Source organism: Rhizobium sp. PRIMUS64, from assembly GCF_023006465.1.
GTDB lineage: Bacteria > Pseudomonadota > Alphaproteobacteria > Rhizobiales > Rhizobiaceae > Rhizobium > Rhizobium leguminosarum.
Window position 1 is genome coordinate 1 of sequence record NZ_JALBGX010000068.1, and the last position, 14,541, is coordinate 14,541.

Annotated in this window: 17 protein-coding genes; 4 read left to right on the forward strand and 13 right to left on the reverse strand. The window is 61.6% G+C overall.

The window, feature by feature from the left end; all coding sequences use genetic code 11:
* Positions 1 to 126: 126 nt before the first annotated feature.
* The gene (locus tag MOV76_RS23745; protein ID WP_026230643.1) at positions 127 to 1,707 is read right to left on the reverse strand and encodes a HAMP domain-containing sensor histidine kinase; all 1,581 of its coding nucleotides are present in this window, start codon (positions 1,705 to 1,707) and stop codon (positions 127 to 129) included.
* A 412-nt stretch (positions 1,708 to 2,119) separates the two neighbouring features.
* On the opposite strand from MOV76_RS23745, the gene MOV76_RS23750 reads away from it, so the two are divergent.
* Together MOV76_RS23750 and MOV76_RS23755 are read left to right on the forward strand one after the other, a co-directional pair.
* Positions 2,120 to 2,614 carry a DUF5330 domain-containing protein gene (locus MOV76_RS23750; protein ID WP_028733871.1) on the forward strand — a complete coding sequence of 165 codons (495 nt, stop codon included), beginning with the start codon at positions 2,120 to 2,122 and terminating at the stop codon, positions 2,612 to 2,614.
* Between the two features lie 362 nt (positions 2,615 to 2,976).
* Positions 2,977 to 3,399, forward strand: a complete 423-nt coding sequence (locus MOV76_RS23755) for a SufE family protein (RefSeq protein WP_018446245.1) — start codon at positions 2,977 to 2,979, stop codon at positions 3,397 to 3,399.
* A 402-nt stretch (positions 3,400 to 3,801) separates the two neighbouring features.
* Here the strand turns inward: MOV76_RS23755 and MOV76_RS23760 are convergent, their stop codons facing one another.
* The 9 genes from MOV76_RS23760 to MOV76_RS23800 all read right to left on the reverse strand — a co-directional run bounded on the left by MOV76_RS23760 (position 3,802) and on the right by MOV76_RS23800 (position 11,036).
* A complete protein-coding gene (locus tag MOV76_RS23760) occupies positions 3,802 to 4,233 on the reverse strand; it encodes a MucR family transcriptional regulator (RefSeq protein ID WP_003557810.1) in 432 nt (143 codons plus the stop codon).
* A 440-nt stretch (positions 4,234 to 4,673) separates the two neighbouring features.
* Positions 4,674 to 5,006 (reverse strand): monovalent cation/H(+) antiporter subunit G, encoded by a 333-nt coding sequence (gene mnhG / locus MOV76_RS23765; protein ID WP_193444764.1) that lies wholly within the window; start codon positions 5,004 to 5,006, stop codon positions 4,674 to 4,676.
* Positions 5,003 to 5,353, reverse strand: coding sequence for a cation:proton antiporter (locus MOV76_RS23770; protein WP_247265407.1), 351 nt, complete (start codon positions 5,351 to 5,353; stop codon positions 5,003 to 5,005). The genes mnhG and MOV76_RS23770 overlap by 4 nt, the downstream gene beginning before the upstream one ends.
* Positions 5,350 to 5,826, reverse strand: coding sequence for a Na+/H+ antiporter subunit E (locus tag MOV76_RS23775; RefSeq protein WP_018446248.1), 477 nt, complete (start codon positions 5,824 to 5,826; stop codon positions 5,350 to 5,352). Before MOV76_RS23775 ends, MOV76_RS23770 begins: the two co-directional genes overlap by 4 nt.
* Positions 5,823 to 7,391 carry a Na+/H+ antiporter subunit D gene (locus MOV76_RS23780; RefSeq protein ID WP_028733868.1) on the reverse strand — a complete coding sequence of 523 codons (1,569 nt, stop codon included), beginning with the start codon at positions 7,389 to 7,391 and terminating at the stop codon, positions 5,823 to 5,825. Before MOV76_RS23780 ends, MOV76_RS23775 begins: the two co-directional genes overlap by 4 nt.
* 67 nt (positions 7,392 to 7,458) lie before the next feature.
* Positions 7,459 to 7,836, reverse strand: coding sequence for a Na+/H+ antiporter subunit C (locus MOV76_RS23785; RefSeq protein WP_032994420.1), 378 nt, complete (start codon positions 7,834 to 7,836; stop codon positions 7,459 to 7,461).
* Positions 7,836 to 8,255: a Na(+)/H(+) antiporter subunit B gene (locus MOV76_RS23790; RefSeq protein ID WP_018446250.1), complete on the reverse strand. Its 420-nt coding sequence runs from the start codon at positions 8,253 to 8,255 to the stop codon at positions 7,836 to 7,838. Before MOV76_RS23790 ends, MOV76_RS23785 begins: the two co-directional genes overlap by 1 nt.
* Positions 8,256 to 8,259: 4 nt before the next feature.
* Positions 8,260 to 10,617 carry a putative monovalent cation/H+ antiporter subunit A gene (locus tag MOV76_RS23795; protein ID WP_247265408.1) on the reverse strand — a complete coding sequence of 786 codons (2,358 nt, stop codon included), beginning with the start codon at positions 10,615 to 10,617 and terminating at the stop codon, positions 8,260 to 8,262.
* 203 nt (positions 10,618 to 10,820) lie between these two features.
* Positions 10,821 to 11,036, reverse strand: coding sequence for a hypothetical protein (locus tag MOV76_RS23800; RefSeq protein ID WP_018241253.1), 216 nt, complete (start codon positions 11,034 to 11,036; stop codon positions 10,821 to 10,823).
* A gap of 187 nt (positions 11,037 to 11,223) precedes the next feature.
* Here MOV76_RS23800 and msrB point away from each other — a divergent pair, with 187 nt between their 5' ends.
* The gene (gene msrB / locus MOV76_RS23805; protein WP_018241252.1) at positions 11,224 to 11,637 is read left to right on the forward strand and encodes a peptide-methionine (R)-S-oxide reductase MsrB; all 414 of its coding nucleotides are present in this window, start codon (positions 11,224 to 11,226) and stop codon (positions 11,635 to 11,637) included.
* A 105-nt stretch (positions 11,638 to 11,742) separates the two neighbouring features.
* Positions 11,743 to 12,270, forward strand: a complete 528-nt coding sequence (locus tag MOV76_RS23810) for a GNAT family N-acetyltransferase (protein ID WP_028733866.1) — start codon at positions 11,743 to 11,745, stop codon at positions 12,268 to 12,270.
* 20 nt (positions 12,271 to 12,290) lie between these two features.
* Here MOV76_RS23810 and MOV76_RS23815 read toward each other — a convergent pair whose 3' ends face one another.
* The 3 genes from MOV76_RS23815 to MOV76_RS23825 all read right to left on the reverse strand — a co-directional run bounded on the left by MOV76_RS23815 (position 12,291) and on the right by MOV76_RS23825 (position 14,456).
* Positions 12,291 to 12,992: a pentapeptide repeat-containing protein gene (locus tag MOV76_RS23815; protein WP_018241250.1), complete on the reverse strand. Its 702-nt coding sequence runs from the start codon at positions 12,990 to 12,992 to the stop codon at positions 12,291 to 12,293.
* Between the two features lie 210 nt (positions 12,993 to 13,202).
* Positions 13,203 to 13,718 carry a GNAT family N-acetyltransferase gene (locus tag MOV76_RS23820; RefSeq protein ID WP_113543379.1) on the reverse strand — a complete coding sequence of 172 codons (516 nt, stop codon included), beginning with the start codon at positions 13,716 to 13,718 and terminating at the stop codon, positions 13,203 to 13,205.
* A 69-nt stretch (positions 13,719 to 13,787) separates the two neighbouring features.
* A complete protein-coding gene (locus MOV76_RS23825; RefSeq protein ID WP_026188320.1) occupies positions 13,788 to 14,456 on the reverse strand; it encodes a PAQR family membrane homeostasis protein TrhA in 669 nt (222 codons plus the stop codon).
* Between the last annotated feature and the right edge of the window lie 85 nt (positions 14,457 to 14,541).

Here is a 14,541-nt window from a genome sequence, read left to right on the forward strand (position 1 = left end):
CCGCCGAGCACGGAGGCGCCCTGCAGACTGAGCCCGCCCAGCACGGAGGCGCCCTGCAGGCCGAGTCCGCCGAGGGCGGCAGCGCCTGACATCAGAAGGCCCGGCTGCTGCCGTCCCCTTTTTCCCTTAGGCGATTTTCGCTTGCGCGCGGCCATCGAAACGCCCCTCTTCCAATTCTGCGCCTGTGTTGACCGCGCCCTTCAGCCGCGGCGGAAACTCGACGGTCGCGCCATGACCGGCGTCTTCGGCGTGCTGAGCACCCGAGCCGTCCATCGCGATCTCGATGGTGATGATCGTGCCTTCGCCCGGCTGGCTGGCGATGGCGAAATACCCGCCATGCAGCGCCACCAGCCCCTTGACCAGGGAGAGACCGAGGCCGGAGCCTTCGAACTGGCGGGTATAATCATTCTGGATCTGGACGAAGGGCTGGCCAAGCAATGCCAGCTTGTCGGCCGGGATGCCGATGCCGGTATCGCTGACCGTCAGCTTGAGGATGCCGTCGCGCGCTGCCGCATCGACCGAGACGACGCCGCCAGCCTCGGTGAACTTTATGGCATTGCCGACGAGGTTGATGAGGATCTGCTGGATGGCGCGCTGATCGGCAACAACCTCGCCGAGGCCGCGCTGGATACGGCTCGTCAGGGTGAGGCCCTTGGTCTTGGCCTGCAAGGCCAGCATCGATTCGCAGGATTTGACGGAGCTTGATATATCGAAGGCTTCGAGGATCAGCTCGTAGCGACCGGCTTCGATCTTGCTCATATCGAGCATGGTGTTGACGACGGACAGCAGATGCGCGCCGGATTCGCGGACCAGGCCGACATATTCGCGCTGGCGGTCGTTTTCAAACTTGCCGAAATATTCGCCGATCAGGATATCGGAAAAACCGAGAATGGCGTTCAGCGGCGTGCGCAGCTCATGGCTGACGGCGGCGAGGAAGCGTGACTTGGCGTCGTTTGCCGATTCGGCATCCGCCGCGCGGTTCTGGGCTTCGTCACGCAGCTGCTGCTCGACGGAGACGTCGCGCAGCTGCGCAATGATGGCGGCAAGTTCGCCATCGGCATCGCGCCGGGCCGTCATGTCCATTCTGAGATAGGCGAACTGGCGTTGATCGCGCGAGACCGAGGGCCGGTCGATGCGCAGATCGACGCTCTGAGCGTCCTCGCCTCGGCGCAGGTCATCAAGCGCCTGCAGGAAAAGGATGCGGTCGGAGACATGCACCTGCTCGAGGAAGCCCCTGCCCTTGGGATCGCGCATCCAGGCGAGGAAATCGCGGCGGTCGCGACCGCCGACCGTCGCCACACTGCCGTGCGGGTCGAGGAAGAAGACGAGGCCCGGGGTGGCGGCAAGGAAGAAATCCTCAGCCGACTGTGTGGCGATACCGGCCGACGAACCCTGACGGGCGAGCGCGATGCTGCCAACGGCGGAAAAGAGAAAGGCGGCGCAGACCATGGCGACACCCGCCGGCAAGGCGACGGCAGGACTGGTGACCGCCGAAAGGCCGATGGGCGCGGCAACGAGAGCGGCCGACGAGAACAGTACGAGGCGGCGCAGGATCGCGAGCTCGCGTTGGCGCACGGCTTCACCGCCGCCCGTCCGGGAGAGCCAGCTTGTCGCTGCCCGGTCTACGAGGGCCGTCATCCAGCCGCCAATGTTACTCAATACACGCACGCAATACCCGCCCGAAAGGCTGTCGATCGATCCGGACAATAGGCCTTGGCGACTTAAAGAAAGGATAAGGCAAAAGCGCTGTTCACAGCCTGAAACGGCTGAAATTCCCGTTTTGAAGCATCTGGAAGGCTCTTTGCCTTTTGTGGTTAATAGGGGGTAAGCGACGGATTTTCCTCATATTTCAGCATTGCGTTAACTCCTGTGGCAAGGCGAGCCGGCAAAAGTCCTGCAATTGCAAGCAGGTGCTGCCCTGATGCTTAACGGCGATCGCTCGCATTCGACTAAAATGTCCCTCAAATACCGTTCGCTAAAATTTGAACTAAATTTGCCGCAAATGCGCGTGAGTTTCGAAAAGCGGCATTCGCAACTTGGCGGTAGGGTGAAAACACACCGGACAACCGGCCTGATTCGGCGAAAAGAACCGGACGGGGAAACAGGATGGGCGACGACAATGTGGTTTCTGATCAAAGGATCCTTCTGGTTTGGCCTCGTGCTCGTGCTTCTTTCCGTCTTCAGCACGGAGAGTTCCGACAAGCTCGCCAACGGCCCGCAATTGCAGCTTTCCGACGCGTTCACGGCGGCAAGCGGCGCTTATGACTATTTGACCGGCATGTGCTCGGAGAAGCCCGAAGTCTGCGCCAAGGGCAGCGAGACCCTCACCGCGCTCGGCTACCGGGCCCGTGAAGGTGCCCGTGTTGCTTACGAACTTCTCGACAGCCAGTTCAAGGACGAGGCGCCGGCGACCGCAAGGCTTGCCGAACCGCAGATGCCGGTGGCGCTCAACATGCCTTCCCTCACCCCGCCTGCCATCCAGGAAAAGGTGCGCGAGGCAAAGGCTGCGCTCAACCAGCCGATGCCTTACCGCCCGCCGGTCGAAGATGATGCCGCAGCCGAAACGGTGGTAACAGGCGCAATTCCGCTGCCGACGCCAAAGCCGGCGATCTGACGAAATTTTTCGCGGGCATTCGTCCGCAATACCTTTCGGTTTTATAGCTTGCATCGGTGGTCCGCATGACGCGGAGAACCCCATGCCTGACGTGCCTGCCCTGTTTAATTCAGCATGTTGCTGCGCCGTGAGGATGCCCATCCCTCACGGCGTTTTTCTATCTTGGTTTACACAATTCCCGGCAAAACCGCTTCGCGCTTTGCCTGGGAAAATCGCTTCACACTTTTCCTGGAATTGCTTTAGCGGTTCAAATCCGCCGGTCTTTCACCTATATGCACTTGTAGAGCATTTCCTGACGCATTCCGGACGCAAAACCGCTGCGCACTTTTGCTGGAACTGCTTTAACAGTGAAAGGCTTCTCCATGGCATCCCTCGACCAGATCATCGACGACTTCGCTTTCCTGGACGATTGGGAAGACCGTTACCGCTATGTCATCGAACTCGGCAAGGCATTGCCCGACTTGGCCGAGGAGAAGCGCACCTCCGAGAACAAGGTGATGGGCTGTGCCAGCCAGGTCTGGCTGGTGACGCATACCACAGGCGATCCCGACGACCCGGTCATGAGCTTCGAAGGTGATTCCGACGCCCATATCGTGCGCGGCCTCGTCGCCATCGTGCTTGCCACCTATTCCGGCAAGATGGCATCCGAGATCGCCGGACTCGATGCCTTCGAGATATTCTCGAAAATCGGCCTGGTGGAGAACCTCTCGTCGCAGCGCTCGAACGGACTGCGCTCGATGGTGAACAGGATCCGCGAAGAGGCAAGAGTTCGCGCCGCGGCTTGACGGTGATGATGGCTGATCGGCTTTCAGAGCCACAGCCGATCGATTCCGGCAGCGCCTGCCTTGGCACATCGAATACATTAACACTTGCTGATAGTATAGGAATACATTCTAAGCCTGTCGGCAAAGCATAAGACAGGGTCGCTCACACTATCTTGGCGCCCGCCCGAATCATCTGCGAAGGCCTGAATACCAACGCCGCTCAGCTTTTGATTGAACCACAGGATCGCTTCAACCTTTAGCTTTAGCCGATTCCCGGCAAAACCGCTTCGCGCTTTGCCTGGGAAAACCGTTTCGCACGTTTCTGACTGGCTCCATCGAGATTATTTTCCTCGCCTTGAAAAGGCGCACAAAAAAGCCGGGCACAAGACCCGGCTTTTTTGTCGTCGATGCTTTCGAAAAAGCTCAGCCGCGGCCGCGCTTGCGGCGCTGCCCGAGGCCCATCTCCTTTGCCAGGCGCGAACGCGCTTCGGCATAAGCGGGCGCTACCATCGGGTAATCGGTCGGCAGGTCCCATTTCTCGCGGTATTCTTCCGGCGAGAGGCTGTGATGCGTCATCAAGTGACGCTTGAGGGACTTGAAGTTGCCGCCGCATTCCAAACATGTGATCTGCTCGTCCTGTACGGACTTGCGGACAGAAACTGCAGGCTTCTGCTTTTCGACGATCGCCGCAGCAGGCTGCGGTACGGACGTGTTGCTCAGTGCCGAATGCACGTCGGAAATCAGATTGGCCAGGTCGCTGACCGGTACAACATGGTTGCTGACATAGGCCGCGACAATGTCGGCTGTCAGTTCCACAAGCAGCTCCGGCGCATTGCCGGTCGCTATATCCGTCATATTTTTTCTCCTGTTAGCATGCTCAAACGGCCTTTGACTGACACGCCAAAGACCCGCCTCGTAGAAGCGAACAGCAAAAGCGCAGGAATCGACCTTCTGTTTCGAAAAACGCGAAATCCACCCCTAGATTCCGAAGAGCGTAACCTGTTCTTATACTGCCTGACCGGAAACCACTACGTCATGCTCCAGGCGATGGCCTCAGTTTAGACATTAAAAATCAAAACTGAGGGACTTGGAAGCAGTACGATTGTAATTCACAATCAGAACTCTACTTGCATTTTCAAATACCATCGTTTGGTCGAAACGCCAATTATTATTTGTCGTTTTTCTTGAGAAAAAATGACAGATGAAGAATTGAGGGGCTCTCCGGCAAGCTTTACTCACAGCTTCCTGTGCATAAGTTTTGCATAAATCTGGTAAAGTTGCCGAACAGCATAGGCTCAACGATCCCTGATATCGTCACGAACCGAGAGGGCATCGAGATCATATCCCGAGCGATGGGCTGCTTTGGCAAGCAGATGGGCAGACACCGGCGCCGTCAGCAGGAAAAAGATAAAGCCAGCGACGGCACGGGCGAGAATCGCCGGATCTTGCGAATAGAGGCCGGCGGCAAGGAGCAACAGGCCGGAGCCGACAGTCCCCGCCTTCGAGGCCGAGTGCATGCGAGTGTAGAGATCGGGCAGCCTGACCAGGCCAATCGCCGCCGCAAGCGCAAAGAGCGCGCCGACGAGGAGCAGCAGGGCGGTGATGGCGGCCACGATATAATCGATCATCGCTTCTTGCCCCCTGCCCGCTGTTGCGTGTTGCCGTTTGTCGCAGATGCGGACGGCTTCGATGTGATGTTGCCGCGCGACAGCACGAATCGGGCGAAGGCGACAGTCGCCAGGAAACTGACGAGGCCGAGCGAGATGGCGATATCGATATAGAGCGAAAAGCCGGTCTTGACCGCGATGACGGCGATGAAACCGATGGCGATGCCGGTCAGCATGTCGAGGGCGAGGATTCGGTCCGGCAATGTCGGGCCGGCAACGACGCGCCAGACGGCGAGGATCAGCGCCAGGCCGAGGATGACGAGTGCGGCCGAGGATGCGACCGCGACGATGGCGGCGGGTGTGATCACCGGAAGGCCTCCATGATCTTGCGTTCGAAACCGTTGGCGATATCGCGCTTGGTCGCCTCGGGATCGGAACAATCGAGCGCGTGAACATAGAGCGTGCGGCGATCTGTGGAGACGTCGACCGAAAGCGTGCCGGGTGTCAGCGTGATGAGGTTTGCCAGCAAAGTGATCTCGAAATCGCTCGTCACCGTCAAAGGGAAGGCGAAGATGCCGGGTTTCAGCTTCATATCGGGCGAGAGGACGGTGACCGTGACCCTCCAGGCCGACAGCGACAATTCCTTCAAGAACAGCGCGGCGAGCGAGAGAACCGGGCGGACGCGAGGGATATGATACCCCTTGCCGCGGAAGGATTCGCGGATGATGACCAGCGCCAAGGCCCCGAGCAGGACGCCGAGGACGAGATTGTGCAGCGAGGCGCTGCCGGTAACAGTGAGCCAGGCAATGGCAAGCAGCAGGTTGAAGAGGAAGAAGATCACGGCACGCCTCCTTCCGGGAAGACCGAATGAAGATAGGCCTCTGGATCGGCAAGGCCGGCGGCGGCCGATTGCGACAGCGCCAGCAGCTGTTCCGGCACGATCCCGAAGCCGACGACCAGCGCTGTCAACGCGGCGAGCGGCAGGCCCGTGCGCCACCTGGCCCCAGACGCCACCAGGACTGTCGGCGTCAGGCCTATCGGTGCCGGGCGCCAATAGGCGAGCAGGAAGAGACGGCCGAAGGCGATCGTCGTCAGAAAACCGCCGACGAGGATCGAGGCCGCCAGCCACCACGCGCCGAGATCGAGCGAGGCCTTGACGAGAATGACTTTCGGCCAGAAGCCGGAAAAGGGCGGCAGACCACAGGCGGCAAGGAAGAGCACGAGAGAGAGAGCGGTGAAGCCGCCACTTTGCCGATAGAGCCCGCCGAGGGCCGACAGCGAAAAGCCGCCGCCGCGCCGGGCGATCTCGCCGGCGGCAAGATAAAGCGCCGTCATCAGCACCATGGAATGGAGCGCATAGAAGACCGCACCGCTGATGCCGCCGAGCCCGCCGAGGGCGACCCCCGCAAGCATGTTGCCGATGCCCGATATGACGATATAGCCGAACAGCCTGCGAATATCGTTTTCGGCAAGCGCGCCGAGAGCGCCGACGAGAATGGTCGCGGCGGCGGCGAGCGCGATCACCGGGCTCAACTCCTGACGTTCCGCCGGCAGCAGCATGACCATCACCCGGATCAGCGCGTAGATTCCGACCTTGGTGAGCAGGCCGGCAAACAGAGCGGAGACGGTGATGCGCGGCGTATGGTAGGCGGCGGGCAGCCAGAAATTGACCGGGAAGGCTGCCGCCTTCATGCCGAAAGCGAGCAGGAAGAGGCTTGCCAGCGTCATCAGCGGCGCCGTGCCGCGCAAATCCCTCGCCCGGGCCGCGATATCGGCCATGTTGAGCGTGCCGAAGGCGGCATAGAGGATGCCGACGCCGACCAGGAACAGGGTCGTGGCGATCAGATTGAGCACCGCATATTTCAGCGCGCCGTCGATCTGCTCACGTTCGGAACCAAGGATGATCAACCCGAAGGAGGAGATCAGCAGCACCTCGAACCAGACATAGAGATTGAAGATATCACCGGTGAGAAAGGCGCCGGTGACGCCGGCCATCAGCAGCATGAGCAGCGGGAAAAAACCGTATCGCCGGCCGCTTTCGCCAATATCGGCCAGCGCATAGACGCTGGCGGCGAGCGCGGCAAGGGCTGCGGTGAAGGCCATCAGCGCACTGAAGAGATCGACGGTGAAGGCGATGCCGAAGGGCGGCAGCCAGCGGCCCATGACCATGGTCAGCGGCCCCTCGGCCGCGACCTTGGTGAGCAGCGCCGCATCGATCAGCGCCAGCGCCGCAAGGCCGGGGATGGCAAGCCAGGCCTGCAGGCGGGGATAGCCGCGCAGCATCAGCAGGACTGCGCCGAGCGTGATGCAATGGGCGACCGGCAGGATGGCGAGCCAATGACCGATGGGCACCGGGGCGGTGATCAGGGCGGCGGAGAGATCGATAGTGGAGGCGGGGGCGGCCATCAGATGGCGCCTCCGCTATCGCGAGAGAGGGCTTGCCATGGGTTGAGCATCCGCACCAACATCCGCCTCAATATCCCAGTGGCGGCAGCGGCCGGTCGTCGGGCTCGGCGGCGCGCATGTCGCTGGTGTTGTCGGTGCCGAGGTCCTGATAGGCGCGGTAGGTCAGCACCAGCAGGAAGGCAAGGAAGGAAAAGGAGATGACGATCGCCGTCAGGATGAGGGCCTGCGGCAGCGGGTTGGCCGTGCCTGCGGGCAGGCTGTCGAGACCCGCCGGGATGATCGGCGGCACCTCGCGCGTCAGCCGGCCGCCGGTAAAGAGCAGGAGGTTGACGGCGTTGCCGAGGATGGCGATGCCGAGCATGATCCGGATCGAGAATTTCGACAGCATCAGATAGATGGCGGCGGCAAAGAACAGGCCGACGAGGATCGCAAGAAGCGGCTCCATCATTCCACCTCCTTTTCCTCGAGCGCCAGTGCGATCGAGGTGATGGCGCCGAGCACGACGAGATAGACGCCGACATCGAAGAGCATGACGCTGGACAGCGGCACTTCGGCGCCGAAAAGCGTCGGATAGATCCAGAGGCCGGTCATGAAGGGAACGGCAAACAGGATGGAGAGAAGACCGGCCGCGGTCGACAGGAGCAAGCCAAAGCCGGCAATCGACAGCGGATGGAAAAACAGCGCGCGGCGAACGGCACCAACGCCGCGGGCAATGCCGTAGATCGCCAGTCCCGAGGCAGCGATCAGCCCCCCGATGAAGCCGCCGCCCGGCTCGTTATGGCCGCGCAGCAGCACGAAAACGGAAAAAAGCAGCATCAGCGCGGTGAGAAACGGGGCGACGGTGCGGAAGATGAGGGTGTTCACGCGATCAGCCCTCCGCCGCGGGATCATTGGCGGCAAGCTTGCGCTCGCTGCCGGCGCGGATGCGGATCAGCGCCAGAATGGCAAGGCCGGTGACCGCCACGACGGCGATTTCGCCGAGCGTGTCGGTGCCGCGGAAATCGACGATGATAACGTTGACGACATTGGCGCCGTGGGCGATCGATTTGGAATAGGCGTTGAAGAAAGCCGTCAGCGCGTCGTTGAACGGCGCCTGCGTCGCCCGCATCAGCAAAAGCGTGAAGCCAAGGCCGCAGGCGAGCGCCAGCGCACCGTCGAAGAGCTTGCGGCCGAGCGGCCGCCGATCGGCGGGCGAGAGACGGAGCCTGGTCATGACCAAGGCAAGGATCACCACCGAAAGGGTTTCGACCATGAACTGGGTGAAGGACAGATCCGGCGCGCCGAACAGCAGGAAGATGATGGCGACGGCGAAGCCCTGGATACCGAGCGAGACGATCGCCGTCAGCCGGTCGCGGGCGACGAGCACGGCGGCAAGACCGAAGGCGGCGATCAGGAAGACCGCCCATTCATGGAGCCTGACATCGGCCGGCCAGGCCGGAGGGCGCGGCAGTTCGCCATAGACGACGAGCGGGACGATGAGGATGGCGGCGACGCAAAGGAAGGTGCAGGTGACATAGATCTCCAGCCGCCCCGGCTGGAGGACACGCATGAGGCGGCCAGCGAAGCGGACAAGGCCCGATATGGCAAGGTCGAAACCGTGATCCGGCCCGCGCCCGGCCGCATGCAAGAAGACGGCCATCAGGAAACGGGCGCGCGCGAGCTGCCAGTAGACGCCGATACCGAGCAGCACGGTCAGGGCGGAGAGCGCTAAGGGCAGGCCGATATGCGGCGTCAGCGAAATATCGATCTCGATGGGTGTCTGGCGGATGGCGGAGGCGATCGGCGAGGACAGGACGGTGTGGGTGAAGGTCGAAAAGATCGCCGCGAGCAGGCCAAGGACGGCGAGAACGGCCGGGCCGAGCCAAAGCAGGACGGGCGCTTCGTGCGGAGGTTTCGGCGTCTCCACCGGCTGACCGAGGAAGGGTTTCAGCGCCACGGCAAAGGCGACGGCAAACATCAGCGCATTGCCGAAGACGGTTATGGCGGTAAAGGTGAGTGCGCGGACATCGCCGCCGATGAGTGCCGTATAGATCTCCTCCTTGGCGAGGAAGCCGAAGAAGGGCGGCAGGCCGGCCATCGAGAAGGCCGCCGCAAGTGCAATCATCCAGGTGAGCGGCATCGCCCGCATCAGGCCACGCAGCCTGGTAATGTCGCGCGTGCCGGTCTCGTGATCGATGATGCCGGCGACCATGAAGAGCGCGCCCTTGAAGAGGGAATGCGCCACCAGATAGAGCGCCGCCGCCTCCACCGCATGGTCAGAACCGAAGCCGATCAGCATGACGAGCAGGCCGAGCGAGGAGACGGTGGTATAGGCGAGCTTGAGCTTCAGGTCGGTCTGGCGGATGGCGAGCGCAGTGCCGACCACCAGCGTCAGCCCGCCGAAGAAGGGCAGTAGGATCTCCCACGCAGGCGTTGCCCCCATGACGGGATTGAGCCGCATCAGCAGATAGACGCCCGCCTTCACCATCGTCGCCGAATGCAGGTAGGCGGAAACCGGCGTCGGCGCCTCCATGGCGTTCGGCAGCCAAAAATGGAAGGGAAATTGCGCCGACTTGGTGAAGGCGCCGCCCAGGACCAGAAGGAGGGCTGCGAGATAGAACGGGCTTTCGCGCACGACATCGCGCGTTCCCATGAGCCGCGACATCTCAGTGACGCCTGAGATATTCCAGAGCAACAGCAGACCGGCCAACAGGCAGAGCCCTCCCCCACCGGTCACAACAAGCGCCTGCAGGGCTGCGCGGCGAGCCGCCGCACGCTCGTGATCGAAGCCGATCAGCAGGAAGGAAGTGATCGACGTCAGCTCCCAGAAGACGAAGAGCATCAGGAAACTGTCGGAAACGACGACACCGAGCATCGCGCCCATGAAGAGGAAGATGAAGGAGAAGAAGCGGCCCTGATCCTTGTGTCCTTTGAGGTAGCCGCCGGCATAAAGCACGATCAGAGTGCCGATACCGGTGATCAGCAGTGCGAAAGCCAGCGACAGGCCGTCGAGGAACCAGGAGAAGGAGAGATGAAAGCTCGGCACCCAGGAATAGCCGCCGGTGACGACCTCGCCGCGCGCGATCTTGGGAACGAAACGCAGGAAATGCAGGAAGGCGAGCAAGGGAGCGATCGCCAGGAGCCAGGCACCGTTTGCGCCGAAGATGCGGATGACGAAGGGGGCAGCAAGAGCGCCGACGAGCGGCAGACACAGGGCCAGAAATGTCAGAGCCGTGACATCGGCCATGTCCCCTCCTCTACTGCATAATTCTCTACTGCATAATTCAAAATGTTACAGTCCTTCGCACGTCCGACAAGGCGCGCGGCGCTGTAAAGGCAACAGACGAAAAGCCAGAGAAACCCAGCCTGTCTTCTGGCTTAGGCGAAACGGGGGAGCGTCTCAAGTGATTTCGGCCGCAGGCCCCACTGCATGGCGATGTTCGAAGTCGATCAGGCCATCGATCGGGAAAGACGCGACAGCAGCCGGGCGATGCAACCGTGCAGGATGAAGACCACAAGCGTCAGCGGCCAGAGCAGGCAGGCGAAGAGTCCGGCGAGACGATGGAGCGTAAAGCCGTCATGGTTGGCCCAGCCTTCCAACAGCGTGACCGCCATGGCGGCCACGGCCACCAGGCCGTAGAGCAGGACGATTGCTGCCTCAAACACCAGTGATTCTCCAATGCACGTAACATTAACCCTAACAGAAAACCCCTAACGGATGTAAAAGCAAGCGTCTTCCTCCAATTGCGGTATGCCGCCAATCTGATGGCGCGGCGCTGGAGACTTGATGAAGTGAACGCGGCGCACCACATTTTGCGCAAACGGAACCGCCCCTCGGCGAAAGGAGCACCTCATGTCCGAAACTGCGACCACCGCCAAGATCCACAAAACCGATGACGAATGGAAAGAGCAGCTCACCCCCGAGCAATACCGCATCACGCGCCAGCACGGTACCGAACGCGCCTTTACCGGCCCCTACTGGGACTCCTTCGAGACAGGGCTTTACCGCTGCGTCGGCTGTAATGCGCCGCTTTTCCGCTCCGACACGAAATTCGATGCCGGCTGCGGCTGGCCGAGCTATTTCGAAGCAGTGTCGCCCGAAGCGGTGACGGAGCATCGCGACACGGCCTTTGGCATGGTGCGCACCGAAATCCGTTGCGGCAGCTGCGAAGCCCATCTCGGCCACGTCTTTCCCGACGGGCCACCACCGACCGGCCTGCGCTACTGCATCAACGGCCATTCCATGGTGTTCGAGCCCGGGAAGTAGGCGCGCAGCCCCGCAATCGGCAAGCGGCCCATTCCGATGTGATGGGCCGCTGACTTCCTCCGTCGTAGACGCTATCGACGGATCGGCGATACCAGGAGAAGGCCGATGGCGCGCGATATCCTGAAGACCGAGCGGCTGACGCTGCGGGAGATCACGCCTGCCGACCTGCCGTTTCTCCACCGCATTTTCGGCGATGCCGAATGCATGCGGTATTACCCCGGCATCAAGAGTTTCGACGAAACCGCGCGCTGGTTCCAGAGGCTCGCCTTCGACAGTTATACCAGTCACGGCTTCGGCCTCTGGGCGGTGACGGACCGGCAGAGCGGCACATTGCTCGGCGATTGCGGCATCACGCTGCAGGAAACCTCCGCGGGCCTGGAACCCGAGATCGGCTATCATCTGTGGCGCGACCATTGGGGCAAGGGCTATGCGATCGAGGCGGCCGCCGCCTGCCGCGACCACGCGCTTCATGACCTTGGCCTTGCGCGCATCGTCTCCATCGTCAGGCCCGACAACATTCCCTCGCAACGTGTTGCGGAGCGGGTGCACCGGCGGCGGGAAACATTCGCCAAAACAGGCAGTCCCGATGGCGGCATAATGGAATTCTACCTCTACATCACGGACCGGACATAGAGCGGTTCAGACCCGCCTGGTTACTCGCGCTCGGCTGGACAGGGCCAGGTCGTCGGGGCGGAGAGGCCGGCCGGCAGCTTGGTCGAGGCATCGCCGCAGGCAAGGTCGATCTGGGCCTGTTCGAGCCCTGCTGCGGCCGAGAGGTCAAGGCCTTCGATGCGAGTGAGGAACATGAAGGCGCGATCGAACATCGGCGTGGTTTCGAAGGTCGCGCCGGAGAGATCGGCACGGGAGAGATTGGCGAACGAGAATTTCGCACCCGTCAGCACCGCTTTGTCGAAGTCGGCGCGGCCGAGCTCGGCCTTTTCGAAGCTCGTGCCGGCGAGCCGGGCGCCGGCGAAATTGGCCCGCTGCAGCTCGGCGCCGGCAAAGGAAGCACCATCGGCGGCGATATTGGCGAAGCTGGAGCGATAGGCCTCGATCTTGGCGAAGTTGGCGCCTTCAGCGTGTGCGCCCTCGAGTGAGGCGCGCACCAGCGTCGCTTTCTCCAGATTGGCGGATTTGAAGTTGGCGCCAGCGAGATCGGTCAGCGAGAAGTCGGTGCCGACGAGATTGGCGCCTTCGAGATCACTGCCCTGCAGCATCAGGTTCTTCTTGGTGCATTCCTGCCAGTCGAGCTTCGGCGAGGCCATGCTGCCGCAATCGGCGGCCCGGGCTACAACCGGCGGAAATGCCAGAAGGACGAGGGCAAGGAGACCGAGCGACGATCTTTGCATTGCCATTGAACTATTCACCCCCATGACGCTTACATGACGCTTTCAGGCCGCCTTCCGCGAAGCAGACTGCGTCCACATTCTTACACAGCTCAGACTACAATAAAAAGATGGCGCGCGCCGTTCACAATGGCTTTGCCGGATGGGTCTGGGGCTTTGCCTAATGAGTTTGGGGCTTTGCCGGGCAGGTGGATCAATCCATCTTGCCGGGCAGGTGGATCAATCCACCTTGCCGGGCAGGCGAAGTTCCATGCAAGTCAGGTCCAGCCAGCGGCCGAATTTGGTGCCGACCTCGGAAAATCTGCCGGCGATACGGAACCCAAGCTTTTCGTGCAGCCTGACCGAGGCTATGTTCTCCGCTTCGATACCGGCGATCATCACATGGATGTTGCCGGCCGCAGCACGCGCGATCAATTCCCGCATCAGGCGCTCGCCGATGCCGGCACCGCGGCAATCCTTGTCGACATAGACGGAATGCTCGACCGTATGGCGGTAGCCGTCGAAGGCCCGCCAGTCGCCATAGGAGGCGTAGCCTGCGACCTTGCCCGACATTTCGGCGACGATGACGGGAAAGCCCCGCGCCTTGCGCGCCCTGAACCATTCCAGCCGATTTTCGAGATCGACCAGTGTGTCGTTCCAGATCGCCGTCGTGTGCTCGACAGCGTGATTGTAGATATCGCGGATGGCGGAAAGATCGGCTTCGGTGGCGTCGCGGAGGAGGACAGCGTCTGTCATGATTGCCCGGTTCGTATTGTCTGTGAAGGCGGCATACGCCCGACCCCGACAGATGTAAACGACCGTCGTTCAGACCCCCGGCGCCGACAGGCTGAAGCAAGTGAAGACGGCCGAATAATGCACAGCTGCGGCGGTGACGACGAAACCATGCCAGATGGCGTTTTGAAAGCGCAGCTTCTCCCAGACATGGAAAATAACGCCGAGCGAATAGATGACGCCGCCGATGACGATCAGCAGCATCGAGGCGGAAGGAATGCGCGAGGCGACGGGCCCGGCCACCAGCACGCCGCTCCAGCCCATTGCGAGATAAAGCAGGATGGCAAATCGGTCATAACGCCCGGGGAAGACGCATTTCAGGACAATGCCGACGGCGGCGAACAGCCAGATCGCGACCAGCATGAACAAGAGCAGCGGGTCGTCGGCGCCGCGTTCGAGGAAGGGCGTGTAGGTGGCGGCGATCAGCAGGAAGATCGCCGAATGATCGAAGCGGCGCAGAAACCATTTCGTGCGCGAGACCGGCCAGGCGTTGTAGGAAAAGGAAATGGCAAGCGTCAGCACCAGCCCGACCCCATAGATCCAGGCGGCCGCGAGCGCGCCGTAAGAACTCCAGACCGTGGCGTAGAAAATCAGCACGGTGGCCCCGATCAGCGCCAGCACGAGGCCGACGCCATGGACGATACCGTCGGCGATCAGTTCGTATTTATCATAAGCCCAGCGAATGCCGTTGAACTCGGCCATGCACGCCAATCCGTTTCATACCCCGATTGCAATCGTCGCATCGAACCGGCGGGCGCGCAACTGCGGCAAAGCGCACCGGCGGTAA